This window comes from Aliirhizobium sp. YIM B11859 (genome assembly GCF_057163345.1).
On sequence record NZ_JBXHAY010000010.1, the window covers coordinates 76,627 to 100,353 of the forward strand.

A 23,727-nucleotide genomic window follows, 5' to 3' on the forward strand; every position below is an offset into this window, starting at 1 on the left:
CGATAAATGGGAGATTGCATGAACCGCGACGCATTGAACCGATCGGTGACCGACATCGTCGGCAGCCGCCATTGCCTGATCGCCCCTCGCCAGATGGAACGCTTCTGCCGCGGGTTTCGCTCCGGCGAGGGCGAGGCGATCATGGTGGTGGTCCCCGGCAGCCTGATCGAAATGTGGAGAGTGCTGCAACTGCTGATTGCCGCCGATTGCATCGTCATCATGCAGGCGGCCAATACGGGCTTGACCGAAGGTTCGACACCCAAGGGTGTTTATGACCGCGATGTGGCGATCATTTCCACATTGCGGCTCGACCGCATACATGTGCTCGATGACGGCCGCCAGATCGTCAGCCAGCCGGGCGGCACTCTGTTCGGTCTGGAAAAGCTGCTGGAGGGTTTCGGTCGACAGCCACATTCGGTGATTGGCTCGTCCTGCATCGGTGCCTCGATCATCGGCGGCGTATGCAACAATTCCGGCGGCTCGCTGGTGCGACGCGGCCCGGTATTCACCGAATTGTCCCTTTACGCGCAGCGGACCGCATCCGGCTCCCTGCAACTGGTCAATCACCTGGGGATCGATCTCGGCGAGACGCCTGAAGAAATCCTCGGGCGGCTCGATCGTGGCGATATCGACCCGGCAAGCGTCCGCCACGGCATCGGCCGCGCGTCGGATGACGGTTACATGACCCGCGTGCGCGACGTCGACGCCTCGACACCCGCACGGTTCAACGCGGACCCGCTTGGTCTGTTCGAGGCATCCGGTTCCGCCGGAAAGGTGGCCGTGTTTGCAGTGCGGCTCGACACGTTTCCGGTCGAGACCGATAACCGCGTCTATTATATCGGCACCAATGACACAGCAGCACTTGCCACCCTGCGCCGCCGTTTGTTGACCGAATTGCCGGAACTGCCGATCAGCGGCGAATACCTGCATCGCGATTGTTTTGATATCGCCCGGCGTTTCGGCAAGGACACATTGCTGATGATCCATTGGCTCGGCACCGATCGCCTTCCGGGCTTCTTCGCACTCAAGGGTGCCGTCGATGCGCGGTTGAAGAAACTGTCCTTCCTGCCCCGCAACCTTACCGACCGTCTGATGCAGGCCCTGTCGCGGCTTGTGCCCGAGGCGCTTCCCGGCCGCATGCTGGCATTTCGCGCAACCTTCGAACATCACCTGATCCTGAAAGTATCAGGCGCCACCGCCGCACAGACCGAAGCCATGCTGACAGCAGCCGTCGGAGAGAATGGCTGGTTCCTCTGCGATCCCGCCGAGGCCAAGAAGGCGATGTTGCACCGTTTCGCCGCGGCCGGTGCCGCCATCCGTTATGCTGCCGTCAATCCCGATACCGTCGAGGATATTCTGGCGCTCGACATTGCATTGCGCCGCAACGATGCCGATTGGTTCGAACATCTGCCGCCGGAGATCGATGCCCAGATCGAGAAGAAGATTTATTACGGCCATTTCCTCTGCCACGTCCTGCATCAGGACTATGTGGTGAAAAAGGGCAAAGACCCCAAGGCGCTCAAAGAACGGATGCTGGCGCTTCTCGATGCACGCGGCGCGGAATATCCGGCCGAGCACAATGTCGGCCATATCTATGCAGCCAAGCCGGCGCTTGCTGCCCATTACGCTGCGCTCGATCCGACCAACAGCTTCAACCCGGGTATCGGCAAGACATCCCGCCTGCGCCTTCACGGTAAGGATTGTTCCTGTACGAGGACATCGGCGTAATGGCCTGTTCGAAAAGCAGCCCTTAGCAATTCCGGAAGATACCGGACCCGCAAACTTGCAGCGCCGGCGAGTTCACCCAAGCCTCATTTCGAACACAATTTCGACGCCCAGCTTCCACTCACAGTTGGTTGTCGCGATCAGATGCACGGCCTAAACATGAGCCAATTACGAAGGCTTTTGGCGCCGGCACTGGAGAGACACCAGCAGTCCGCCAATACCGGACTGGATTGTGATGCTCGTCCCTTTTCTGATCATGTTTCGCGAAGGTGTCGAGGCCGCGCTGATCGTCGGCATCATCGCCAGCTATCTGAAGCAGAGTGGCCGCGGACAGTGGATGCCGGTGGTCTGGATCGGTATCTTTCTGGCGATTGCCCTGTCTCTCACCGTCGGCGCCATTCTGCAATTGGTCAGGGCTGAGTTCCCGCAGAAGATGCAGGAGCTTTTCGAGGCGGTGATCGGCCTCGTGGCCGTCTGCGTGCTCACCTCCATGGTTTTCTGGATGCGCAAGGCTGCGCGCTCGATCAAGTCGGAACTGCAACAGTCGGTTGATGCGGCGCTCGGCTCGTCAGCCGGCGGCTTCGGTCTTGCCGTCATGGCCTTTCTCGCTGTGGTTCGCGAGGGGCTGGAATCGGTATTTTTCCTGCTTGCCACCTTCCAGCAGTCGGAGACTGCCTCCGCACCGCTCGGGGCCCTGCTCGGCACGCTTCTCGCGGCAATGGTCGGTTACGGCATCTATATGGGCGGGCTGAAGCTCGATCTGCGTCGTTTCTTCCGCTGGACCGGGGTTTTCATCCTGGTCGTTGCCGCCGGCATTTTTGCCAATGCGGTCAAGGCCCTGCATGAGGCCGGCATCTGGAACCACCTGCAGGGCGTGGTTTTCGACCTCAGCGACCGGATGCCGCTCGACAGTCCGCTCGGCTCGGCGCTGGGCGGAATATTCGGCTATATCGATGCGCCGACCGTCAGCGAGGTAAGCGTCTACGTCAGCTATGTCGCCGTGGCGCTGGTCTTCTATCTTTCTCCGCCGTCCCGTGACACCGCTGGCCATCAGGCCGCAGGTCGCTCGGCACATTCGGCCTCCAAACAGTAAAGCGGCATCGGTCATGTCCGAAAACCCATCCGCATCGCCTCTGTCTCCGATCGTCATCAAGGCCGGCCTCGGCCTGTCGATCGTTTTCGTCCTCGTCGCAGGTGCTGCCTTCTATTACGCGTCACGCTCCTCGCATCTGGCGGGGCAGGCCGGCGACAGGGAGGCGACGACCGTGACCATTGCCGGCCGTGCCTGCGATCCGCAGGAACTCACCGTGCCGGCCGGCCGCCGCGTCTTCAACATCGTCAACAGGTCCGACCGCGCCGTCGAATGGGAGATCCTCGACGGAGTGATGGTGGTCGAGGAAAGAGAGAATATCGCGCCGGGCTTCACCCAGACGCTGTCTGCCCGGCTTGAACCCGGCGACTACGAGATCACCTGCGGGCTGTTGTCCAATCCGCGTGGCAAGCTGCATGTCACGCCCTCGGCGGAAAGCGACAAGGCTGCCGGCGCCAGGTTGACGATTACCGACCTCATCGGCGCGCTGGCGGAATACAAGGTTTATCTCGCTGGAGAGACACGCAGCTTCGTTTCCGCCGTCACCGACCTTTCCGACGCCATCAAGTCGGGAAATCTCGATACGGCCCGCGCATTCTACGAGCCGGCACGGATCGCCTATGCTCATCTCGGCCCGGTTGCCGGCCCGCTGTCGGATCTCGATACCGCGATCAATGCGCGCGCCAACGATTACGAGAAGAAGGAGGCCGACCCGGCCTTCGGCGGCCTGCATCGGATCGAATACGGGCTGTTTGCGCAACACAGCCTCACAGGTCTCGATACGGTTGCCGAGAAACTTTCAGCCGACGCCGCCGCGCTTTCCACCCGCATCCATGATCTGCAGGTGACGCCCGACCGGATGATATCGGGCGCCGCAAACGCGCTCGAACGGTTTGCCAGCGGCACGGCCGACACCGAGGACGATCGTTATGCGCATACCGACCTTGCCTCTTTTGCCGCGACGCTCGAAGGTGTTCGCAAGGTCGCCGACCTGATCAGGCCCGGTGCGATCAAGACCAATGCGACGGCCTTCCAGGCGATCGATACCGACGTCACAAACCTTGGCGCAACGCTTGCCGGACATCGCAGCGACGGCAGGTTTGCGGCCTATGACACGCTTTCGGAAACCGAAAAGACGGCGCTGAAGACACAGGCCTCCACATTGGCCTCTGACTTGAACAAGGTACTCGACGGGCTGGGGGTGCACGGATGACGCCATCGAAGATCAAGGCTGCAACCGATACCAGCCCATCGTCCCCGCAGCGCCGCCGACTGCTGATCGGAGCCGGCCTCGGCACCGCCGGCATGGCGGCCGGAATGGGCGCCTGCCCGATGCATGCATTCGCTGCGGGAACGGCTATATCCGAAGGCGTAACCTCGGCGCCGGAAAGCGACATGCTGCAGCAGTCGCATGCGTTTTACGGCCTGCATCAGCCGGGCATCGTCACGCCGCGACCGGCTGCCGGCCTGGTCGTCGCCTTCGACATCCTCTGCAAGGATCTCGACGGATTGGAGAGGCTGTTTCGCGTCCTGACGGAAAGGACCGCCTTCCTGATGAAGGGCGGCGAACCGCCGGCGCTCGACCCGCGTTTTCCGCCCGCCGATTCCGGCATTCTCGGCCCCAATGTCACGCCCGACAATCTGACCATCACCACCTCGGTCGGCGCATCGCTTTTCGACGAGCGGTTCGGGCTTGCCGCTGCAAAGCCCGGCCAGCTGCGGCGGATGGTGAGGTTTCCGAACGACGCGCTGGAGCGCGATTTCTGTCACGGCGACCTGCTCATCCAATTCTGTTCGAATACGCCGGATACCAATATCCACGCGCTGCGCGACATCATCCGCAACACGCCGGATTACCTGATGGTGCGCTGGAAACAGGAAGGCTCGGTGCCCGTGCGGGCGCCGGAGCCGGGAAAACCGAAGGAAAGCGCGCGCAATTTCCTCGGTTTCCGCGACGGCTCGGCCAATCCCAATTCGACCGACGACGGCCTGATGGACCGCGTCGTCTGGGTGCAGCCCGGCGGAAATGAGCCAGCCTGGGCGAGCCACGGCAGCTATCAGGCGGTGCGTGTCATCCGCAATTTCGTCGAGCGATGGGATCGTACGCCGCTACAGGAGCAGGAGACGATCTTCGGACGCCGCAAGGACAGCGGCGCGCCCTTCGACGGCCGGTCCGAGGGCGATGTGCCAGATTATGCCAGCGATCCGGCCGGAAAGTCGACGCCGATGACGGCCCATATCCGGCTTGCCAATCCGCGCGACGCGGCATCCGACGACAATCTCATCCTGCGTCGGCCTTTCAATTATTCCAACGGTGTCAGCAAGGCCGGCCAGCTGGAGATGGGGCTGCTGTTCATCGCCTATCAGGCCGATCTCGAAAAGGGCTTCATCCATGTCCAGAACCGCCTGAATGGCGAGCCGCTGGAAGAATATATCAAGCCTATCGGCGGTGGATATTTCTTTGTTCTTCCCGGCGTGATGGACGAGGGAGATTTCCTCGCGCGAACGCTTCTCGATACCGCGAGGCCGCAAAATGCGCCCGGCTGATTGCCCCCACTGTCCCATCTCAACCCGAATATAGAGAGATCGCCATGACCAAAACCCGTTCCATGCTTTTGCCCGCGGCCATGACGGCCGCGCTTTTTGCCGGTGTGAGCCTTGCCCACGCAGCCGTATCGCCCATCGACCTGGTCCAGCCGATCGCCGACTATAAGATCTTCGTTCAGGAAAACCTCGACAAGCTGGCCAAGGACACCAAGGCGTTCACCGCCGCGGTCAAGGCCGGTGACCTGAGCAAGGCCAGGGAGCTTTATGCTCCGACCCGTGTCACCTATGAAAAGATCGAGCCGATCGCGGAACTGTTTTCCGATCTTGACGGATCGATCGATTCCCGCGCCGACGACCACGAACAGGCTGAGAAGTCCGACGATTTCACCGGCTTCCACCGGATCGAATACAGCCTGTTCACCGAGAACTCCACCAACGGCCTCGATAAGCTCGCCGACAAGCTCTATGCCGACGTCATCGAACTGCAGGGCCGCGTCAAGGATCTCACCGTGCCACCGGAAAAGGTCGTCGGCGGTGCCGCCGCGCTGATGGAAGAAGTCGCCGCGACGAAGATCTCCGGCGAAGAAGACCGCTACAGCCATACCGACCTCTGGGACTTCCAGGCCAATGTCGACGGCGCCAAGAAGATCGTCGATCTGCTTCAGCCGCTGGTCAAAAAGGAAGACCCGAAGCTGGTCGCCAAGGTCGATGCAAACTTCAAGTCGGTCGACACGATCCTTGCCAAATACAAGACGAAGACCGGTTACGAAACCTATGACAAGCTGACCGAAGACGACCGCAAGGCGCTTGCCGGCCCGGTCAACACGCTGGCCGAAGACCTTTCGACCCTGCGCGGAACGCTCGGCCTCAACTAAGGCGTCGATTGGCCATCGCCCTTATATGGGCGGTGGCCAACAAATGCGTCCTGACTGCTTGCCTTAAGCTCTAAAGTACCGCCCGCTTGTCGTGCCGGCCCACTCGCGCCAGCAGGTAGTCGACCTCTGCCCTGGCGGTTGCGGTCAGCATCTGGCCCGGCTTGCGCTGCACATCCGATGCGATCACGCCACGGCGCTTCAAAACATGCTTGCGCACGGCAAGTCCGATGCCGAGCTGCTGCTCGTAACGGATCAGCGGCAGATGCGCGTCGAACAGGTCATGCGCCTCGTCGCGTTTTCCGGCGGCAAACAGGGAAACAAGCTCCGTCAGCATGTCGGGAAAACCATAACCGGTCATCGCCCCGTCGGCGCCGCGTTCCGGCTCGAAATCGAGAAACATGCCGCCATTGCCGCACAGGATGGAAAATTCTCGCAGCTCGCCGGATGTCTGCATGGCGCGCAGTTTCGAGATCTTTTCCAGCCCCGGCCAATCCTCGTGTTTCAGCATCTGGCAGGACGGATGATTGGAGATCACCTTGGCGATGACGCCGGGCGAAATCACCACATTCAGCGTCAGCGGATAATCCTGCAATACCCAGGGGACATCGTCACCGACCGCTTCCACGGCGCCGGCGAAATAGCTGATGATCTGGTCGTCGGTCCGCAGCGCCGGTGTCGGTGCGATCATCACGCCGGCAGCCCCCATATCCATCGAACTGCGGGCGAGCGAACGCATGGCGGCAAAACCGGGCGCCGAGACACCGACGATCACAGGTATCGTTGCACGCTCGACCACCCGCCTGATGATCGCCCGGCTTTCCTCCGGCTCGAGCTTCGGTGCCTCGCCCATGATGCCGAGAATGGTAATGCCGGTGCAGCCGCTTTCCGCGTAAAAATCCGTCAGCCGGTCGACCGAATTGAAATCGATCGATCCGTCGTCGAAAAACGGCGTTGCGGCAATCGCATAGACGCCGCTGGTGCGTGTGTTGAATGTCATTCGCTCTCCTCGCGGCACGGTGATGCCTGCACCATTCGCCGTCATCAACTGCGGCTGAACCGGCAGCCAGAACCGGCCGGCTTGTCAGCCCCCTCCCATCGGCTATCACGATTTGGCCATGTCATGCCATGTCCCGTGCCGGTCACGACAGTGTGTCGCAATCGGCCCCCGGATTGTACCGATTATTTTCCGCCCTCCCCTACTCGGCAGGCCGGCGCCTGTGCTAATGGCCCGGATCGGCGGCTTGCCAAACGCACGGCCGCAGACGACACGTCGAGGATCCTCCGGCTGACTGCCGAGAGATCCTGCGGCATTTGGATCGGATCCCGGCCATTCCGGGCTTCGATGGCGAAACGGTAGATTGAAGACATGCCCCTCCTGCCCCATCCCGGCACCCGCTCCTGCATGGAGATTTCCTATCCCAGGATCCTGCGCTGCGGCGACCGTGCCATCGGCATCGAATTTTCCGATCAGGTCAGCGAGACCGCCAATCTCGCAGTCCTGTCGCTCGATGCATCGCTTTCAGCCGAGCCGATCGCCGGCATTCTGGAAACGATCCCGACCTATCGTTCGCTGACGGTGATCTATGATCCCGCATCGGTGCGCGGGGCGGCGCTCGGCGAGCAGCTGATGCAGCGCGCCACGGTGTCGGCCGGCATGCGGCAGGATCCCGGCCGGCTGCTGGAGTTTCCGGTCTTTTACGGCGGCGAACACCAGGCCGATCTCGACGAACTGGCGGCATTGAAGAACATGACGGCAGCGCAAGTGATCGCCATGCATGCCTCGGCCGAATACCGGGTCTACATGATCGGCTTTGCGCCGGGTTTTGCCTATCTCGGCGGCCTCCCCGAAATCCTGCATACGCCGCGGCTCGCGGTGCCGCGCCAGCGGATAGAGGCGGGTGCGGTCGGTATCGGCGGTCGCCAGTCGAACATCAATTCGGTACCCGGCCCAAGCGGCTGGCGTTATCTCGGTCGCACGCCGTTCAGGCTTTTCGATCCCGCCCGCGCAGAACCGTTTCTGGTCAAGGCCGGCGACCGCATCACCTTCCGCAGCATCGATGCCGATGAGGCGAAAGATCTCGACCGGCAAGTTGCCGCCGGCACCGTTTCGCCCAGGGAGATCCTGTCATGACCGGCCTTCTTTCCATTCATCGCAGCGGACCGTCCATGTCGGTGCAGGATGACGGCCGTTACGGTTTTCGCGCCCGCGGGGTCTCGACCTCCGGTGCCGTCGACCGTGATGCCCATACGATCGCCAACGCCCTGGTCGGCAATGCGCCCGGTTCGGCAGCCATCGAATTTGCCCTGATGGGCGGTGTCTTCAGCGCCGATCGCGACCTCACGATCGCCGTTTCCGGCGGCAGCTGCGCCGTCGAGATCGCCGGCAGGCCGGTCTCCACATGGGAAAGCCATCTGCTGCGCGCCGGCGAGATGCTGAGCATCGGTGCGCTGCGCGGTGCCGTCTGGGGTTATCTCGCCGTTTCCGGCGGCATCGTCACCGGCAAGGTGCTCGGCAGCCGCTCGACCCATTTGCGCACTGGCCTCGGCGGACTGGACGGGCGTAGCCTTGCGGCCGAAGACCACCTGCCTCTCGGCGATGGCGGCGATCTCGTCGAGCGCGCGCTCGGCACGCCCTATCTGCGAGGCTCCGGGCCGATCGCCGTCGTTCCCGGCCCGCAGGACGATTATTTCGATGACAGCGCCTGGAAAACCTTTCTGCGCCGGCCCTACCGGACGACCGCCTCGCGCGACCGGATGGCGATGGTGCTCGACGGCCCGGCACTCAGCGCCTTCAAGGGCCACGACATCGTCTCGGATGCCACCGTCGTCGGCTCCATCCAGGTCCCGGGGTCGGGCAAGCCGATCGTGCTGACTGCCGACGGCCAGACGACCGGCGGTTATCCGAAGATCGCCACCGTCGCGTCCTTCGATCTGGCGCGACTGGCGCAATTGCCGGCCGGACAGGAATTTGTGTTCCGCGCCGTGTCCGCCGATATCGCCGAGGACATGTCGATCCATGCACAGGACCGGCTTGCCGCGGTGATCGGCGGTCTGAGGCAAAAGCCGGATTGAACTCTGATCAGGCTTTCGGATGGACCAGCGAACCGATGGTCCATCCGGCCTTTTCCAGCGCTGCCTTAAGCTGTCTTGCCATGTCGACGGCGCCGGGCGTGTCGCCATGCACGCAGATCGAGCCGATCGGCACTTCCAGCCGCTTGCCCGAGGTCGATGTCAGGCAGCCCTCGGAGACCATCGCGATCACCCGCTGCACCAGAAATTCGGGATCATGGATCACCGAGCCCGGCTCGGAACGCGGCGACAGGTTGAAATTGTCGGCATAGGTGCGGTCGGCATAGATTTCGTTGATCGGCGTGAGGCCGAGCGTTTCGGCGGCGCGCGCCGTTGCCGTGCCCGGCATGACCATGACTGCCAGCGCCGGATCGACCGCCTTGATTGCCCGGCCGACCGCAAGCGCCGTCGCCTCGTCATCGGCGCAGACATTGGCAAGCGCCCCATGCGTCTTCACATGGGTCATCGGATGGCCTTCGAGTGCTGCGATCGCCGCCATCGCGCCGACCTGATAGGCGATCATCGATTCGATCTCGGAAAGGCTGAGGCCCGGCAGGCGCCGGCGGCCGAAACCGATCAGGTCGCGATAGCCGGGGTGGGCGCCGAAGGCGACGCCGCGCTCTTTTGCCAGTCTTACGGTGGCGCGCATCGTTTCGGGATCGCCGGCATGGAAACCGCAGGCAATATTGGCGGTGCTGACGATGTCGAGCATCGCCGTGTCATCGCCCATCGTCCAGGGCCCAAAACCTTCGCCGAGATCCGAGTTGAGGTCGATACGCATGCCATCTCCTTTATGCCGGCCGATATCGCTCCAATACCAAATCGGCGTGCGAAAGCCACGGTCTTGATGGTGTTATGGATCGATGATGCGGCGCTGCCCGCCTGCCTTATTGCTGCGGAGCGCCGGTCAGGCTGAAATAGGCATAGACCGCGGCAAAGGCCGCAATCACCACGACGACGGTCAGCACGCGCTTCAGCCACGGCGGTGTCTGGCGCGGCGGCTTGGGCTGTTTCGGACGCTGGAACTTGATGACGTTATCGCTCATGCGATCGTTTCTAACCGAGCCGTTGCGGAAATCAACGAGGAACGGACGGTCATCCCCGAACACCGTGAACAGAAGATGGCGATCGGAGAGACATCTTTTGTTCGTCTCCCGCCGCCGGTTGTTTCCAGACGGCGGAAGACAGGGGCCTGTTCGTCAGGCTGCAGCCAGCCGCTGGCGGCTGCGCCGGGTGGCAAGCCAGGCGACGATCAGAGCCGCAAACAGCACGCCGATGGCGACCGGGATGACCACCAGCCACGCTCCGAGCCTGGCAAGCAGCGGCACCGGGCCGCCGCTTCGCAACTCGGCAACCTGTTCAGGCGTCACCTTCATCGCCGGATTGCCGAAATTCTGGGCGACGAAGCTGGCAACGGCTGCAACCTGACGGTCGGAAAGGTCATGCTCGAAGGGCGGCATCAGCGTCGGGCCGCTTGTGCCGGTGCGGTGAACGCCTTCGAGAATGGTCATCACCAGATTGTTCGGCCGTGCCGATCCGGTCGCCGTGCTGTGATAGAGCGATGGATAATAGCCGTCACTGCTGCCGGCGCCATTGGGCATGTGGCAGGTGGCGCAGGCCGCGTCGTAAAGCGTTGCACCGTCGTTGAGACCGAGGAAATTGCCGCGTGTCGCATCCTTGTAGATTTCGGCATTGGCGGCCCGGCCCGCATCGGCGGCATGCAGGATCTTGCGGGATTGTTCGCCGTCGAAATCATAGTGATCCTTGACCGGCGTGCCGAAGCCCGCGGGCGAGCCGGTCTGCGTGCCGTCCTCCACCGCAGGCACGGTGCGCAGATAGGCGGTGATCGCGGAAATGTCGTCCTTGCTCAGCTTCGACAGGCTGAGTTCGACCGCTTCCGCCATCGGGCCGGCAGCAACGCCCTTGCCGGGCACATGGCCCTGGCTGAGATACTGGCCGATTTCCGCATCCGTCCAGTCGCCGATCCCGGCAACCTTGTCGGAGGTGATGTTGGGGGCTTCCCATGCGCCGACAAAACCGCCGGCGAGATTGGCGCTTCTGTCCATCGCCATGGTCGCATCGCGCGGCGTGTGGCAGGTGGCGCAATGCGCCAGGCCTTCCGACAGATACCGGCCGCGGGCGACTTCGGCACTCTCGCCGAGCTTTTGTGCAAACCGTGTATGGTCGAGGTTGATGAGGTTCCAGCCGGACATCAGGATGCGCTGGTTGAACGGGAAGGCGAGCTCTGTCTTATGCGCCGGTGCGCTGTCCACCGGGGCAACGCCCTGCTGGAAATAGGCATAAAGCGCCTTCATGTCGTCATCGGTGATTGCCGAATAGGAATCATAGGGCATCGCCGGATAGAGATTGCCGGAGGGCGCAACGCCCTCACGCACGGCGCGGGCGAACTCTTCCTCGGTCCAGTTGCCGATGCCGGCCTGTTTCGACGGCGTGATATTGGTCGACCAGATCGTCCCCATCGGCGATGCGATCGGGTAACCGCCGGCAAACGGCTTGCCGCCCTTAGGCGCCGTGTGGCAGGCGGCGCAGTCGGCCGCGGTCGCCAGATATTGGCCGCGTTTCACCAGATCGCCCGCTTTCCCAAGATCATTGTCCTGGGCGGTGGCGGTGCCGGCGATGGTGCAGGCAGCGAGAGCCGTTGCCGCAAGTGTCGCAAGACGCATCATGGTCAGATCTCCCTTGCGATGATGTCGGCCGAACGGAGCGACAATGCGCATCCGGTCATGGTTGGGTTGTTGGCGGCCGAGGCGGGCATCACGCCCGACGTGGCGAGGAACAGGTTGTCATGGTCATGGGTGCGGCATTCGGCATTGACGACCGAATCCGTCGGATCGTCGCCCATGATCACCGTGCCCATCGGGTGGTCGCGGTTTTCCCAGACGCTGGTATTCTTGCTGAACACGGTGGCGCCCAGCAGCGACTGGAACCTGTCGAAATCCTGCTTCACCACTTCGCCGGCACGGCGCACGTAATCATCGACATCATAATGGATGGAGTTCAGCGGCAGGCCGAACCTGTCCTTGTTGGTCGATGACAGCGTCACCCGGTTGGTCGGGTGCGGCAGCGATTCGATATTCGACGAAACCGGCGTGAAACGCGCCGCCATATGACGGATCTGCTTGTCCAGTTCCGGACCGATGACACCCTGCGCCATCAGATATTCGGTGATCGGTACATTGCCGACGAAATTGCCGATCTCGTAGCGAATGCAGCCATGTTCCGAGCGCCAGGCGCCGTCGCGCCAGTTGAGGATATCGCCCTGCTGTACCGGGCCGCGGCCGGACCACATCGGTTCGTCGGACAGGAAGGACGCACCGAAGGCATTGTGGTCCATCAGGTTGCGGCCGACCATGTCGGAGGAATTGGCGACGTCGGAGAGAAGCAGCAGCCGCGGCGTCTCGATCGCATGGGCCGCGACGATGACGTAACGGGAGGTGAGCGCGTGGCTGTTGCCGTTGCTGTCGTGATAATGCACGGCGGCGATCTTCTTGCCGTCGGCTGATTTCTCCAGCCGGTAGACGGCGGCGTTCTCGATCAGCTTGGCGCCGGCCTGTTCGGCGAAGGTGACGTTGCGGTCGCCGGAATATTGCGCCCCGATCGGACAAATCGGCGAACAGTTGTTGTTGCCGACACAGGCCGGGCGGCCGCCATAGGGGTCTGTCGCGCGGCCGTTGGGCTGGTAGGTATAGTTGTAACCGCCGGGCGCGACCTTTTCGGCGAACCGCTTGGAAAAGTAAGACAGTTCCTGCGGCCGTATCGGGTAGGGTTCCTTGCGCGGCGGATAGGGCTGACCACCCTTGCCGGAATAGTCGGCATGATCGTCGCCCGACACACCCATCCTCGTCTCGGCCTCGTAATAGAACGGCTCGAGATCGTCATAACCGATCGGCCAGTCGCGGCCGACGCCATAGGTGGATTTCAGCTTGAAATCATTGGGCAGGTTGCGCCAGCAGGCGCCGCCCCAGTGCCAGGTCGTGCCGCCGACCAGTTTCAACATGCCCGCGACATAAGAGACCGGGCCGGTGTTCTCGACATAACCCGGCACGAAGGAGGTGGGGGCCCAGGGTTCGTTCGGATAGGGTTGGTTGCGGTTGCCGCCATTGGAGGAGACGTTGCCGCTGGAGCGGAAACTGTCGACGATCTTCCAGCGCGGAACACGCGGGCCGGCTTCGAGGATGATGACGGATTTGCCGGCTTCTGCGAGCTTCTGGGCGGCAAGACCGCCCATGGCTCCGGAGCCGACGACGATGACGTCGGCGTCGAATTCTGTATTGGCCATTGGATTACCTGATGGGAAAAATTGGAAAGGTCAGTCGGTCGCAAGCGTTGCTGGCGGTGCCGCCCAGTACCCCGGACCGCCGCGCGCATAGGTCGGCAGGACGGTGACGTCGCTCGTCGGTCGCCACATCAGGGCGCCGGTATAGGTAATGAAATCCGGGCCTGGCTCGGCGCGGTCGAGCACTTCGCCGACACGGCCCAGATACCAGGCCGAAACGAGCGTGACGGCGGTTTTCTTCGTCGCCGGATCGGCCAGAACAGGGGACTGTTCGAGTGCTGCAAAATCGACAAGCCCGTTTGCCTCGATCGATTTGACCAGGGCGGCATAACCGGCCTCGAATGTTTCCTCGCGGCGGGTCAGGGCGGACCACGCCATGTCTGCGAGCGTATCGTCGATTTCCGGATGGCCGGTCAGAAGACGTGAGACCTGCATGAAATCGGCCGGCGCTTTTGCCGTCGGCAGAACCTGCGCCAGGGCACCGGAGGCCGACATGCTGCCGTTCAGCAGCCAGGCGGCAGGAACGGAAAAGGAAAGGGCTTTCAGAAAATTGCGTCTGCTGACGGCGGCCTTGGGCGGGGCGCCGGGTTGGGGACATTGAGCCATGGTGAATTCCAAGTGATTTTCCCATGCGGGGGAGCTGTTGGGGCGGGTCCGTTCCACCTCGGGAAAGCTGCGCAAGGCTTGGCCGGAGCGGAAACTGATAAGCTATGAGAGCGCTCTCATGAGTCTGGTATAGGGACGTTTCGTCGCAGCGTCAATTAGGGTCATGGCATGATTGATCGCATTGCCCGCATTGCGACTTTCTCCTAGAACGGGTGGCAATCTGGAGGTGTCGATGAAAAAGGGTGCGGTTACCCTTGAGGATGTCGCGCGGGCGGCGGGCCTGTCGCGGGCGCAGGTCTCGCGGGCGCTGAGAGGCGATCCGGGCGTCACGCCGGCGACGCGCGAAACCGCGGAGGTGGCAGCGCGCAGCCTCGGTTATCGACCCAATCTGGCGGCACGAACGCTTGCATCGGCGCAGTCGCGCAGTGTCGGGATCGTCATCGGCGAGCCGCTCAATCCGTTTCACATGCTGTTGGCTCAGGCTCTCGATGAACGTCTGGCCGCCAACGGCTTTGATTCGATCGTTTCGCTACGGGCGATCAATGACGAGGCCGTTCTGCGCGAAAGCGACCGGCTTTTGTCGATGCGGGCGCAAGGGGTTTTCCTGATTTCGACGCCGGATAGCGATGAGGCGATCATATCTCTCGCCAAGGCACTTCCGAGCGTTTTTATGGGCCGCCTTCTGCAGGATCTCGACGTCTCCTCGGTGAGCGCCGACGACGAGGCGGCCAGCATGCGCGCCATGCGGCACCTGATAGACCTCGGCCATCGCCGCATTGCCCATATAGAGGGCGGCAGCAAGCCGGGTGCTGATGAGCGAAAGCGCGGTTACCGGCGTGCCATGGCTGAAGCGAACCTGCCGCTACTGGAAGTACCCGGCACGCATGACATCGATTCGGGGCGGCTCGGCGTGGCAACCTTGCTCGACACCGCCGAGAGGCCGACGGCGATCTTCGCCGACAACGACCTGACGGCCATCGGTGCGATCAACGAGTTGAGACGGCGCGGCACAAGCGTGCCGCAGGATATGTCCGTCCTCGGTTTCGACGACATTCCGGCTTCGGGCACGGAGACAATATCGCTGACGACGGTGAGGCAGGATGCAGGGTCCCATGCGGCGGCCGCGATTGACCTGATGGAAGGGCTGCTATCCGAGCCGGAGGGTGGCAGGACATTCCGCATCGTCGAGTCTCCTCTCATCGTGCGCAGGTCGACGGCACCTCCGGCAATTCGATAATGGCTGATGCGGGTCTCATCGCCGCAGGGGCCCTCCCCTCCCCTTCCGACGCCTTGGCCGCGCGCTGTGTAGGCGGACATGAAAAAGGCGGGCTTGTCGCCCGCCTCCAAGGTCGTGATTGAAACCGGCCGATCAGGCAGCCTGAGCTTCATCCTCGAACTGGCCGCACCAGTCGTCAGCGGAAACCACCGGCCAGAAGCCGCGTGCATCGGCCGCCGGCTGCGTGACCGGCGGGTTGAAACGACAGAGACCGGCGTCAGCCGGAGCCGAACCGGCGTTCACGACGTGGTCTTCATAGAACGAGCAGACCTTGCAGGATGTATCTTTGGACATTGTGGTTCTCCTTCTTCGCAATGCCAGGGATCAAAACCTGAGCCCTGAACTCATAAATATTAGAATGATTCTAAAATAGAAAAACGTGTCTGGCAACCGGGTAAAATGCCTTGGACTGAACCGTCGTCAATTTTTTGCCGCGACATTTCGACTGCATTTGATGGCAGCACGACCTGTTTCCGGCATGCTCACCTCTGATCTGCGCGGCATGTGGCGACTTGAAGTTTCCGCCCTCCCCTGCCGGCAAGCCCGATGCGCAAGCCTGGCGAATCGGGCGGTGATTCTTTGAGTGGTTATCACCAGGCGGTGGGCAACAGCGGCCTACATTTCATCTGAGAGCGCTGCCACGCTCAGTGGATGACACTCGATCCGCCAACGGCGTGGTGAGTAAATCATAGCAATTTCAGATAGATAGAATGAATGCCTCGGAATCCGATTCCATTGGATTAAGGAAGGATTTACCAAAAATTCCTTGTCAGCAGACGAGAATCGCCGATACTGGCGGCAGTTCTCCGGAAATTTGTATTTTATCGCCAGAATGGTTCCTACATGAACGCCACTTCGAAATTGCCGTCTTTCGAATTCGACGAGAAGATCCTGCTGCAAGGTGCGGAGATCTCCCGTCGGCTCGACCAGCTTCGGATGGAAAAGTTTCCGCCGAATGCGAAGAAGACGTTGCGCATGTTTTCGATGGCGGAAGTTGCGCATTATCTCGGCGTCAGCCCCAACAATCTGAAACGGCTGCATCTGGAAGGCAAGGGCCCGATCCCGACGACCTCGAGCGGCGGCCGCCGTTTTTATACCGGCGAGCAGATGCGCGAATTGCGTTTCTTCCTCGACAAGACCGGCAAGTCGGATGCCAAGAAATATGTCCCGCAGCGCAAGGGCAATGACAAGCTGCAGGTGATCGCCGTCGTCAACTTCAAGGGCGGCTCCGGCAAGACGACGACGACGGCCCACCTTGCCCAGCACCTGGCGCTGACCGGCCACCGTGTGCTCGCCATCGATCTCGACCCGCAGGCATCTTTGTCTGCCCTGCACGGTTTCCAACCGGAACTCGACAAGAACCCGTCGCTCTATGACGCGATCCGGTATGACGACGAGAGGAAGTCGATCGCCGATATCATCCAGCAGACCAATTTCCCCGACCTCGATATCATCCCGGCCAATCTGGAACTGCAGGAATACGAATACGACACGCCGCTGTCGATGCAGACCTCCAGCGAGGGCAAGCGGTTCTTCACCCGTCTCGGCAAGGCGTTGCAGGATGTCGAGGATCGTTACGACGTGGTCGTCGTCGATTGCCCTCCGCAGCTCGGCTACCTGACGCTGACGGCGCTGACGGCTGCAACCTCGGTGCTGATCACCGTCCATCCGCAGATGCTCGACCTGATGTCGATGAGCCAGTTCCTGCTGATGCTCGGCAACATCACCAAGACGATCAAGCGCGCCGGCGCCAATGTCGAGATGGACTGGTTGCGATATCTGATCACCCGCTACGAGCCGACCGACGTGCCGCAGGCGCAGATGCTTGGTTTCATGCAATCGATGCTGGCCGAGGAAATCCTCAAGCATCCGATGGTGAAATCGACGGCGATCTCCGATGCCGGCCTGACCAAGCAGACGCTTTACGAGGTCGAGCGCACCAATTTCACCCGCGGCACCTATGATCGCGCCATCGAATGCATGGACGGCGTCAATTTCGAGATCCAGGGGCTTATCCATCGTGCCTGGGGGAGGATGTGATGCCGTTGACTGCCGTCAAAACGCGTAAATTCTCCAACTCCGCCAATAGGATGGGGACAGAAGAGGGAGGCTCGCATGGCGCGTAAAAACCCTTTTGCCAACCTGATGAACGAAGAGCGGGTCGATAACGGCGTAGCGCTCGATTATACCGTCAAGGGTGCCTCCCGCTCTATCATCTCATCGATCGACGAATTGGCGGAGCGTGCCGACAAAATGCTGGAAGGCGAGACGGTCGTCGAGCTTTCCCCCTCCGTCATCGACGGCTCCTTCATCCGCGATCGTCTTGAGGACGATCTGCAGGCATTCGACGACCTGGTTGCAGCAATCCGCGAACATGGCCAGACGAGCCCGATCCTGGTGCGCCCTCACCCCAAGCAGGATGGCCGTTACATGGTGGTGTTTGGCCACCGGCGCCTTAAAGCCGTGGAGGCGCTTGGCCGCAATGTCCGCGCCGTGGTCAAGCCGATCTCGGACCGCGAACACGTGATTGCCCAGGGGCAGGAAAATTCCGCCCGCGCCGACCTTTCCTTCATCGAGAAGGCGACCTTTGCCCGCCGGCTGTCGGAACTGCATTATGACGCGGACAGCGCCACCGTCCTGGCGGCCCTGTCGATCGACAAGGCGACGCTTTCCAAGATGATGTCGGTCGCCAACATGCCCTACGACATTCTCGAGGCGATCGGCGGCGCCAGGTCGCCCGGCCGCGACCGCTGGTACGAGCTGAAGCTGCTGCTGGAAAAACCGGCCAATCTGGAAAAGCTGCGCGAGGTTCTGGCCGGGACCGACCTTTCCGGCCTCAATGGCGATGCGCGTTTTGCCTTCGTCGTCGACGCCCTGACCCGCAAGAAGATCGTTGGTTACGCCAAGTCGCCGAAGCGGTCGAAATGGGTTCCGAAGGACAAGGCTGGTTCAAAGGCGGTGTCGGCTGACATACGCAATGACGGCAAGAATTACACGCTGGCCCTGAAGGCCAAAGATGCCGTCGGTTTCGGAGAATTCATCGCAGACAGTCTCGACGAGCTTTATGCCGCGTATCGTCGAGCCATGAGCAAGGACTGACAATCGACCAAAAGAAAAAAGCCCCCAAAACGTTTCCGTCGTGGAAGCTTCTCTCTGATTAAGCACCTGAAGAATCGCATTTCCACGAATCACAGTCAAGAGTGTTTGGCATCGTTTTGGTGAGCGTATTTCTTTTGCCTGAAGAAAGGTGAAGTGAGAGATGCGAACTGGACATGTGACGACGCCTTTCGGGCGGCGGCCGATGACGCTTGCCCTGGTGAAAGGACAGCTTCAATCGACCGGCGACCGGTCCGAGCGTCCCGTCGAGAAGTGGAAAGTCTTCCGCGACATTGCCGAATCGCGGCAGCTGCTCGGCCTGCAGGATCGTGCCCTTGCGGTTCTCGATGCACTGCTGACCTTTTATCCGAGCAACGAATTGTCGGCCGGCGACAAGCTTGTCGTTTTCCCGTCGAATGCGCAGCTCTCCGTTCGTGCCCATGGCATCGCGGGCACGACGCTGCGGCGCCATCTCGCAGCCCTGGTTGAGGCCGGTCTTATCCACCGCCGCGACAGCCCGAACGGCAAACGTTACGCCCATCGCGACAATTCCGGCCAGATCGAGGACGCCTTCGGTTTCGATCTCGAACCACTTCTGTCGCGTGCCGCCGAACTTGCGGGCCTTGCCCAGCATGTGGCAGCCGAACGGACCCGCTTCAAACGCGCCAAGGAAGCCCTGACGCTTTGCCGTCGCGACGTCCGCAAGCTGCTGACGGCTGCGATAGAAGAAGGGGCAGAAGGCGACTGGGGCATGATGGAGGAGTTTTACATCGCTCTGATCGCCCGCCTTCCGCGCTCGCCGAGCCGCGAAAACGTCGAAGCCATCCTCGACGAAATGGGTCTGCTGCGCGACGAGATCGTCAATCGGTTGGAACTGCAGGTTAAAACACAAAAAACAGATGGCAATGATGTTCAAAACGGGCGTCACATACAGAATTCAAAACCCGAATCCATCCATGATCTTGAACCTCGCTCAGAAGAAGAGCAGGGCGAAATGGCACAGCCAACCAAGGTCCGGCAGAGCGAAACGCTGAAGGCTTTCCCGCTGAACATGGTGTTGCGAGGCTGCCCGCAGATTATCGACTATGCCACCGGCGGCGAAATCGCCCATTGGCGCGAGTTGATGGCGGCTGCCGTGGTGGTGCGCTCGATGCTCGGGGTCAGCCCGTCCGCCTATCAGGAAGCCTGCGAGGTGATGGGGCCGGAAAATGCCGCCGTCGCGATGGCCTGTATCCTGGAGCGCGCCGGGCATATCACCTCGGCCGGGGGGTATCTGCGGGATCTGACATCGAGGGCGCGGCGCGGCGAATTTTCGCTCGGGCCGATGTTGATGGCGTTGATGCGCGCCAATGCCGGCGAAACCTCCAAACGGGCGGGATGAGGAGGCCGGAATGCCGTTGACCGCAGTCAAAAGCCTTATTTTCTTCAAAGAATTCGGTGATTTAGGTGGTTTTACGGTATGATGGCAATCGAGAAAGGTGCTGGGTTATGGCGATCAGGCTGAAACATCTGGCTTTTGCAGCAGCGGCAATGTTTGCCGCGCCGGCTTTTGCGCAGACTTCCGATCTGGCCTCACCCTGCGAGCGTCAGCGCTTCGACGGGACAGGTTTCATCGTCTGCACTGTCACGGTTGAAAAGGCCGACCTCCGGCTGTTCTGGAAGGACGGTTCGGATAAGCCGTTCCGGAGTTTCGCTAGGCTGAATGATGCCGTCGCGGCCGAGGGCAAGAGGCTCGTCTTCGCACTCAATGCCGGCATGTATTCGGATGATTTTATCCCTGTCGGCCTCTATGTCGAAAACGGCCGGCAATTACTCCCGCCAAACACCCGCGAGGTCAAAGGCAAACCGGCTTCGATCCCGAATTTCTATAAAAAGCCGAATGGCATCTTTTTTCTCGACCAGAAGGGCGGCCATATTCTGCCGACCGATGCGTATCTGCGGCAGAGAGCCGAACCCGGGCAGGGCGAGCCACGTTTCGCCACCCAGTCCGGGCCGATGCTGGTCATCGATGGCGAACTCCATCCGGCGCTGATTGCCGGATCGACGGATCGCACAAGACGCAGCGGCGTGGGCGTATGCGATGGTGGTATCGTCCGTTTTGCGATCAGCGAAGACGACGTCAATTTCTACGATTTCGCCCGTTTGTTCCGCGATGGGCTGAAATGCCGTGACGCACTGTTTCTCGACGGCGGCCATGGGGCCGGTCTTTTCGAACCTGCAATGGGCCGTGCCGACTGGTCCTGGCATGGCGGTTACGGTCCGATATTCGGGCTGGTCGAATAGGGCAGGGAGCCAAGAAATCAGTTCAATCTGGTCAGCATCTGGCCGGCAGCGGAAAGAGACATGACCGTCACGTCACTTTTCAGCGGATAGGTTTCCTGCCCCGGATAGATGACGATGCGTTTTTCCGGCTGCAGATCCTCGCAGGCGAGATAAAATCCCTTCTCGAGTTTCGGCGTGAGGCTTCGCTTGATCTCGATCGCCAGCGGACGTCCGCCGGGGGGCGTGAGCAGCAGGTCGATCTCGGCGCCGGCGGAACTGCGATAGAAATGGGCTTGCGTGCCTTGCGGGGCAGCGGCAATCATCGTCTCGATGACAAATGCCTCCCAGCTTGCACCGGCAATGGGATGGCCGAGCAACTGTTCGCCGGTACCGATCCCGAGAAGCGCATGGGCGATGCCACTGTCGCGAACGTAGATTTTCGGCGATTTGACCAGCCGCTTTCCGGCATTGGCATGCCAGGGCTGGAGGCGCCGCACGAGCAGGAGATCGACGAGAAGATCGAGATAGGAGGCGACCGTCTTTCCGTCGACACCCAGCGAGCGGGCGAGATCGGCCGCATTCAAAAGGCCGGACTGGTGATGGGCCAGCATCGTCCAGAACCGGCGGAGCGTCTCAGCCGGGATTCTCGGCCCGAGCTGGGGAATATCCCGTTCCAGATAGGTGCGGATGAAATCCTGCCGCCAGCGCAGGCTGGCGCGGTCGTCGGGGGCAAGAAAGCTGTCGGGGAAACCACCGCGCAGCCATAGGCTGTCAAGCCGATCGCGTTCGATCTCCAACCCGTCGACCGGATGCATTTCGAGATAGGCGATACGGCCGGCGAGTGTTTCACCCGATTGTTTCAACAGATCGATAGAGGCGGAACCGAGCAGCAGGAACTGGCCGTTGCGGCGCCCAACGCGACGGGCACGGTCGATCAGTCCGCGCAGGTTCTGGAACAGGTTCGGCAGCCGCTGCACCTCATCGAGAATGACCAGCTTGTCGTCATGCTGGCCAAGATAGAGTTCCGGCTCCGCGAGCTTGGCGCGATCTGCATCCGATTCCAGATCGAGATAGATTGCCGGACGCTGTTCGGCGATCTCCAGGGCGATGGTCGTTTTTCCCACCTGCCGTGGCCCGAGAAGCGCAACGGCGGAGCTGGAGCCGAGCAGTTCGGCAAGCTGGGGTTCAATTCTTCGCGTTATCATCCTTGCATTTATGGAGTTGTATTCCAGAATTACAAGGATAATCGAGACCCAGGCCAGGAATCTTGGGCCTAGTTTTGTCGCCTGTCACGATGTCTGATCGGCAGGGGAGGGGGTTAAAGCCCGGACGCCTTGGTGAGATTAACGCGGAAGCGGTCGCGTCGTCTCTGATATCTGCGGGTCATTTCGGCAGAAGCATGGCCGAGCTGCTTCTGCACGTACCGCTCATCGACCTCCGCGGAAGAGGCAAGGCCGGCACGCAACGAGTGGCCGGAGAATTTCATCGCCCGCTCGACTTCGCTGAGATCGCCGCGCACGCCGGCAGCAATCGCGGCCCGCTTGACGAGACGGGCAATCTCCTTGTCGTTCAGCCGTTCCGGCCCGACGGATTTTCCCTTTGCCGTCACCCGGCGGAAGAGGGGACCATGGCCGAGCCTGGCAAACTTGATCCAGGTCTCGACTGCCGCAACCGGGCAGGTGGCAGCGGAGGAACCGCGACCGATCTCGACCTCGCGCCATCCGGTCTTGCCGCGCAGGCTGAGGAGCATGCCCTTGTCGACAATCTCGATCCAGCCGCGCCCGTCTTCCGTCTGGTCAGGTTTCAGATCGAGACCGACGATTTCCGAGCGACGAAGACCACCGGCAAAACCGATCAGCAGCATGGCACGATCGCGCAGCCCGCGCAGCGAACCGCGATCGAGTGTCTCGATCATCGCGATGATATCATCTGCCATCACCGCTTCCTTCTGCGCCGGCGGCCTGGCATGGCTGTTGCGGATACCGGCCATCACGGTAGCAATGTGGCGATCCTTGCGGTCGAGAGTGTCTCCACCGCGCTGCGCATAGTTCCAGGACAGGGATGACAGGCGCCGCTCGATTGTGGACACAGAATTCGGTCTTGCGCCGCGCTCGACGGCGCCCGACGCGCAGGCGGTGATGTAGAGACCGACAGTCGGTGGATGGGGGGGGAGAGTGGAAAGGCCGGAGCGTCGGCACCAGGCGGAAAAATGTTTCCAGTCGGAAGCATAGGCCTTTCGCGTATTGGCGGAACTGGCGGCCTCGACATAACCGCGTGCACGATCGGCGAGGCCGACCAGATGTGTGATGGCCGGTTCGGACACCGTGGAGGAGGCCGCTTGCGTCGACAACCGCGCCGCGGAAATATCATCCGCCAGTGCCCTATCCTCAGACGGATCGGACCTCTTCCCGACGTGAATTTCGCTGTTCTGCTCGATGATCTGGGCCATTCCTTTATAATGAGCATAATGTCCGATAATGCAAGATTATCGGACATTTTTGATAATCGACTGGTGGTGCGGTTAATTGCGATATAAGCGGTCAATACCGCACATAGAACTTACGCTGCCCGGCATGGATTTGCGCGGGGCATGCCTTCTCCCATGCCTGCATGGTGAGTTCATTTGCCAGACCGGGCGTTGCCGCCGGGTCGTGGCATCAACGATGGAGATGCCACGTTTGCAGCCGGTATCACGCTGAAATCACTCGATGATCTTGTTTAGGCCGAGCCGCCATGGCTCGCCTGCCGGCGCTCGGCGCTCGGCTTTCGGCTCATCACATGTGACCGTGCCATGGGTCGTCAATGCGACAATCAACACCATGCCCGAGATAAGAACTCGAAACGATGGCGAGCCGGTCGCCACCGGGGACAATGAAATCCAGGA

Annotated in this window: 21 protein-coding genes; 12 read left to right on the forward strand and 9 right to left on the reverse strand. The window is 61.4% G+C overall.

Annotated elements, in window-relative coordinates; translation table 11 throughout:
• Positions 1 to 18: 18 nt before the first annotated feature.
• The 5 genes from dld to efeO (AC2GXZ_RS27790) all read left to right on the forward strand — a co-directional run bounded on the left by dld (position 19) and on the right by efeO (AC2GXZ_RS27790) (position 6,237).
• A complete protein-coding gene (gene dld / locus AC2GXZ_RS27770) occupies positions 19 to 1,728 on the forward strand; it encodes a D-lactate dehydrogenase (RefSeq protein WP_483762486.1) in 1,710 nt (569 codons plus the stop codon).
• A gap of 232 nt (positions 1,729 to 1,960) precedes the next feature.
• Positions 1,961 to 2,818, forward strand: a complete 858-nt coding sequence (gene efeU, locus AC2GXZ_RS27775) for an iron uptake transporter permease EfeU (protein ID WP_483762487.1) — start codon at positions 1,961 to 1,963, stop codon at positions 2,816 to 2,818.
• 13 nt (positions 2,819 to 2,831) lie between these two features.
• Positions 2,832 to 4,028, forward strand: a complete 1,197-nt coding sequence (gene efeO / locus AC2GXZ_RS27780; RefSeq protein WP_483762488.1) for an iron uptake system protein EfeO — start codon at positions 2,832 to 2,834, stop codon at positions 4,026 to 4,028.
• The gene (gene efeB / locus AC2GXZ_RS27785; protein WP_483762489.1) at positions 4,025 to 5,362 is read left to right on the forward strand and encodes an iron uptake transporter deferrochelatase/peroxidase subunit; all 1,338 of its coding nucleotides are present in this window, start codon (positions 4,025 to 4,027) and stop codon (positions 5,360 to 5,362) included. The genes efeO (AC2GXZ_RS27780) and efeB overlap by 4 nt, the downstream gene beginning before the upstream one ends.
• Before the next feature lie 44 nt (positions 5,363 to 5,406).
• Positions 5,407 to 6,237 carry an iron uptake system protein EfeO gene (gene efeO / locus AC2GXZ_RS27790; protein ID WP_483762490.1) on the forward strand — a complete coding sequence of 277 codons (831 nt, stop codon included), beginning with the start codon at positions 5,407 to 5,409 and terminating at the stop codon, positions 6,235 to 6,237.
• A gap of 70 nt (positions 6,238 to 6,307) precedes the next feature.
• Here the strand turns inward: efeO (AC2GXZ_RS27790) and AC2GXZ_RS27795 are convergent, their stop codons facing one another.
• Positions 6,308 to 7,234 carry a dihydrodipicolinate synthase family protein gene (locus AC2GXZ_RS27795; RefSeq protein ID WP_483762491.1) on the reverse strand — a complete coding sequence of 309 codons (927 nt, stop codon included), beginning with the start codon at positions 7,232 to 7,234 and terminating at the stop codon, positions 6,308 to 6,310.
• Positions 7,235 to 7,603: 369 nt separating this feature from the next.
• Between AC2GXZ_RS27795 and pxpB the strand changes: the two genes are divergently transcribed.
• Together pxpB and AC2GXZ_RS27805 are read left to right on the forward strand one after the other, a co-directional pair.
• Positions 7,604 to 8,368, forward strand: a complete 765-nt coding sequence (pxpB, locus tag AC2GXZ_RS27800; RefSeq protein WP_483762492.1) for a 5-oxoprolinase subunit PxpB — start codon at positions 7,604 to 7,606, stop codon at positions 8,366 to 8,368.
• On the forward strand, positions 8,365 to 9,309 hold the full coding sequence (locus AC2GXZ_RS27805; protein WP_483762493.1) for a 5-oxoprolinase subunit C family protein: 945 nt from the start codon (positions 8,365 to 8,367) through the stop codon (positions 9,307 to 9,309). The genes pxpB and AC2GXZ_RS27805 overlap by 4 nt, the downstream gene beginning before the upstream one ends.
• Positions 9,310 to 9,316: 7 nt before the next feature.
• On the opposite strand, the gene AC2GXZ_RS27810 is transcribed toward AC2GXZ_RS27805, so the two are convergent.
• The 5 genes from AC2GXZ_RS27810 to AC2GXZ_RS27830 all read right to left on the reverse strand — a co-directional run bounded on the left by AC2GXZ_RS27810 (position 9,317) and on the right by AC2GXZ_RS27830 (position 14,209).
• On the reverse strand, positions 9,317 to 10,087 hold the full coding sequence (locus tag AC2GXZ_RS27810) for a LamB/YcsF family protein (RefSeq protein ID WP_483762494.1): 771 nt from the start codon (positions 10,085 to 10,087) through the stop codon (positions 9,317 to 9,319).
• Between the two features lie 106 nt (positions 10,088 to 10,193).
• Complete coding sequence (locus AC2GXZ_RS27815; protein ID WP_483762495.1) at positions 10,194 to 10,352, reverse strand: hypothetical protein; 159 nt, start codon at positions 10,350 to 10,352, stop codon at positions 10,194 to 10,196.
• A 153-nt stretch (positions 10,353 to 10,505) separates the two neighbouring features.
• Positions 10,506 to 11,993: a c-type cytochrome gene (locus tag AC2GXZ_RS27820; RefSeq protein WP_483762496.1), complete on the reverse strand. Its 1,488-nt coding sequence runs from the start codon at positions 11,991 to 11,993 to the stop codon at positions 10,506 to 10,508.
• 2 nt (positions 11,994 to 11,995) lie between these two features.
• Positions 11,996 to 13,606 carry a GMC family oxidoreductase gene (locus AC2GXZ_RS27825; RefSeq protein ID WP_483762497.1) on the reverse strand — a complete coding sequence of 537 codons (1,611 nt, stop codon included), beginning with the start codon at positions 13,604 to 13,606 and terminating at the stop codon, positions 11,996 to 11,998.
• 30 nt (positions 13,607 to 13,636) lie between these two features.
• Positions 13,637 to 14,209: a sugar dehydrogenase complex small subunit gene (locus tag AC2GXZ_RS27830; RefSeq protein WP_483762498.1), complete on the reverse strand. Its 573-nt coding sequence runs from the start codon at positions 14,207 to 14,209 to the stop codon at positions 13,637 to 13,639.
• Between the two features lie 232 nt (positions 14,210 to 14,441).
• On the opposite strand from AC2GXZ_RS27830, the gene AC2GXZ_RS27835 reads away from it, so the two are divergent.
• Positions 14,442 to 15,446, forward strand: coding sequence for a LacI family DNA-binding transcriptional regulator (locus AC2GXZ_RS27835; protein WP_483762499.1), 1,005 nt, complete (start codon positions 14,442 to 14,444; stop codon positions 15,444 to 15,446).
• 132 nt (positions 15,447 to 15,578) lie between these two features.
• Here the strand turns inward: AC2GXZ_RS27835 and AC2GXZ_RS27840 are convergent, their stop codons facing one another.
• Positions 15,579 to 15,779: a hypothetical protein gene (locus AC2GXZ_RS27840; RefSeq protein ID WP_483762500.1), complete on the reverse strand. Its 201-nt coding sequence runs from the start codon at positions 15,777 to 15,779 to the stop codon at positions 15,579 to 15,581.
• A 549-nt stretch (positions 15,780 to 16,328) separates the two neighbouring features.
• Between AC2GXZ_RS27840 and repA the strand changes: the two genes are divergently transcribed.
• The 4 genes from repA to AC2GXZ_RS27860 all read left to right on the forward strand — a co-directional run bounded on the left by repA (position 16,329) and on the right by AC2GXZ_RS27860 (position 20,864).
• Entirely contained in the window at positions 16,329 to 17,525 is a 1,197-nt protein-coding gene (gene repA, locus AC2GXZ_RS27845) for a plasmid partitioning protein RepA (RefSeq protein ID WP_483762501.1), read from the forward strand.
• Positions 17,526 to 17,600: 75 nt separating this feature from the next.
• Positions 17,601 to 18,584, forward strand: coding sequence for a plasmid partitioning protein RepB (gene repB, locus AC2GXZ_RS27850; protein ID WP_483762502.1), 984 nt, complete (start codon positions 17,601 to 17,603; stop codon positions 18,582 to 18,584).
• Positions 18,585 to 18,744: 160 nt separating this feature from the next.
• Positions 18,745 to 19,962, forward strand: coding sequence for a plasmid replication protein RepC (repC, locus tag AC2GXZ_RS27855; protein ID WP_483762503.1), 1,218 nt, complete (start codon positions 18,745 to 18,747; stop codon positions 19,960 to 19,962).
• Between the two features lie 107 nt (positions 19,963 to 20,069).
• Positions 20,070 to 20,864 carry a phosphodiester glycosidase family protein gene (locus AC2GXZ_RS27860; protein WP_483762504.1) on the forward strand — a complete coding sequence of 265 codons (795 nt, stop codon included), beginning with the start codon at positions 20,070 to 20,072 and terminating at the stop codon, positions 20,862 to 20,864.
• Between the two features lie 17 nt (positions 20,865 to 20,881).
• On the opposite strand, the gene AC2GXZ_RS27865 is transcribed toward AC2GXZ_RS27860, so the two are convergent.
• Both AC2GXZ_RS27865 and AC2GXZ_RS27870 read right to left on the reverse strand, forming a co-directional pair.
• A complete protein-coding gene (locus AC2GXZ_RS27865; RefSeq protein WP_483762505.1) occupies positions 20,882 to 22,048 on the reverse strand; it encodes an ATP-binding protein in 1,167 nt (388 codons plus the stop codon).
• Positions 22,049 to 22,161: 113 nt separating this feature from the next.
• On the reverse strand, positions 22,162 to 23,292 hold the full coding sequence (locus AC2GXZ_RS27870) for a tyrosine-type recombinase/integrase (RefSeq protein WP_483762506.1): 1,131 nt from the start codon (positions 23,290 to 23,292) through the stop codon (positions 22,162 to 22,164).
• Between the last annotated feature and the right edge of the window lie 435 nt (positions 23,293 to 23,727).

Coding starts and splice junctions, on each gene's coding strand:
- efeB (WP_483762489.1), top strand. CDS start 4,025: ATGACGCCATCGAAGATCAAGGCTGCAACCGATACCAGCCCATCGTCC.
- repC (WP_483762503.1), top strand. CDS start 18,745: ATGCGAACTGGACATGTGACGACGCCTTTCGGGCGGCGGCCGATGACG.
- AC2GXZ_RS27870 (WP_483762506.1), bottom strand. CDS start 23,292: ATGGCCCAGATCATCGAGCAGAACAGCGAAATTCACGTCGGGAAGAGG.
- efeO (WP_483762488.1), top strand. CDS start 2,832: ATGTCCGAAAACCCATCCGCATCGCCTCTGTCTCCGATCGTCATCAAG.
- AC2GXZ_RS27865 (WP_483762505.1), bottom strand. CDS start 22,048: ATGATAACGCGAAGAATTGAACCCCAGCTTGCCGAACTGCTCGGCTCC.
- AC2GXZ_RS27805 (WP_483762493.1), top strand. CDS start 8,365: ATGACCGGCCTTCTTTCCATTCATCGCAGCGGACCGTCCATGTCGGTG.
- AC2GXZ_RS27835 (WP_483762499.1), top strand. CDS start 14,442: ATGAAAAAGGGTGCGGTTACCCTTGAGGATGTCGCGCGGGCGGCGGGC.
- AC2GXZ_RS27860 (WP_483762504.1), top strand. CDS start 20,070: ATGGCGATCAGGCTGAAACATCTGGCTTTTGCAGCAGCGGCAATGTTT.
- efeO (WP_483762490.1), top strand. CDS start 5,407: ATGACCAAAACCCGTTCCATGCTTTTGCCCGCGGCCATGACGGCCGCG.
- repA (WP_483762501.1), top strand. CDS start 16,329: ATGAACGCCACTTCGAAATTGCCGTCTTTCGAATTCGACGAGAAGATC.
- AC2GXZ_RS27840 (WP_483762500.1), bottom strand. CDS start 15,779: ATGTCCAAAGATACATCCTGCAAGGTCTGCTCGTTCTATGAAGACCAC.
- AC2GXZ_RS27810 (WP_483762494.1), bottom strand. CDS start 10,087: ATGCGTATCGACCTCAACTCGGATCTCGGCGAAGGTTTTGGGCCCTGG.
- AC2GXZ_RS27820 (WP_483762496.1), bottom strand. CDS start 11,993: ATGATGCGTCTTGCGACACTTGCGGCAACGGCTCTCGCTGCCTGCACC.
- repB (WP_483762502.1), top strand. CDS start 17,601: ATGGCGCGTAAAAACCCTTTTGCCAACCTGATGAACGAAGAGCGGGTC.
- AC2GXZ_RS27830 (WP_483762498.1), bottom strand. CDS start 14,209: ATGGCTCAATGTCCCCAACCCGGCGCCCCGCCCAAGGCCGCCGTCAGC.
- AC2GXZ_RS27815 (WP_483762495.1), bottom strand. CDS start 10,352: ATGAGCGATAACGTCATCAAGTTCCAGCGTCCGAAACAGCCCAAGCCG.
- pxpB (WP_483762492.1), top strand. CDS start 7,604: ATGCCCCTCCTGCCCCATCCCGGCACCCGCTCCTGCATGGAGATTTCC.
- AC2GXZ_RS27795 (WP_483762491.1), bottom strand. CDS start 7,234: ATGACATTCAACACACGCACCAGCGGCGTCTATGCGATTGCCGCAACG.
- AC2GXZ_RS27825 (WP_483762497.1), bottom strand. CDS start 13,606: ATGGCCAATACAGAATTCGACGCCGACGTCATCGTCGTCGGCTCCGGA.
- efeU (WP_483762487.1), top strand. CDS start 1,961: ATGCTCGTCCCTTTTCTGATCATGTTTCGCGAAGGTGTCGAGGCCGCG.
- dld (WP_483762486.1), top strand. CDS start 19: ATGAACCGCGACGCATTGAACCGATCGGTGACCGACATCGTCGGCAGC.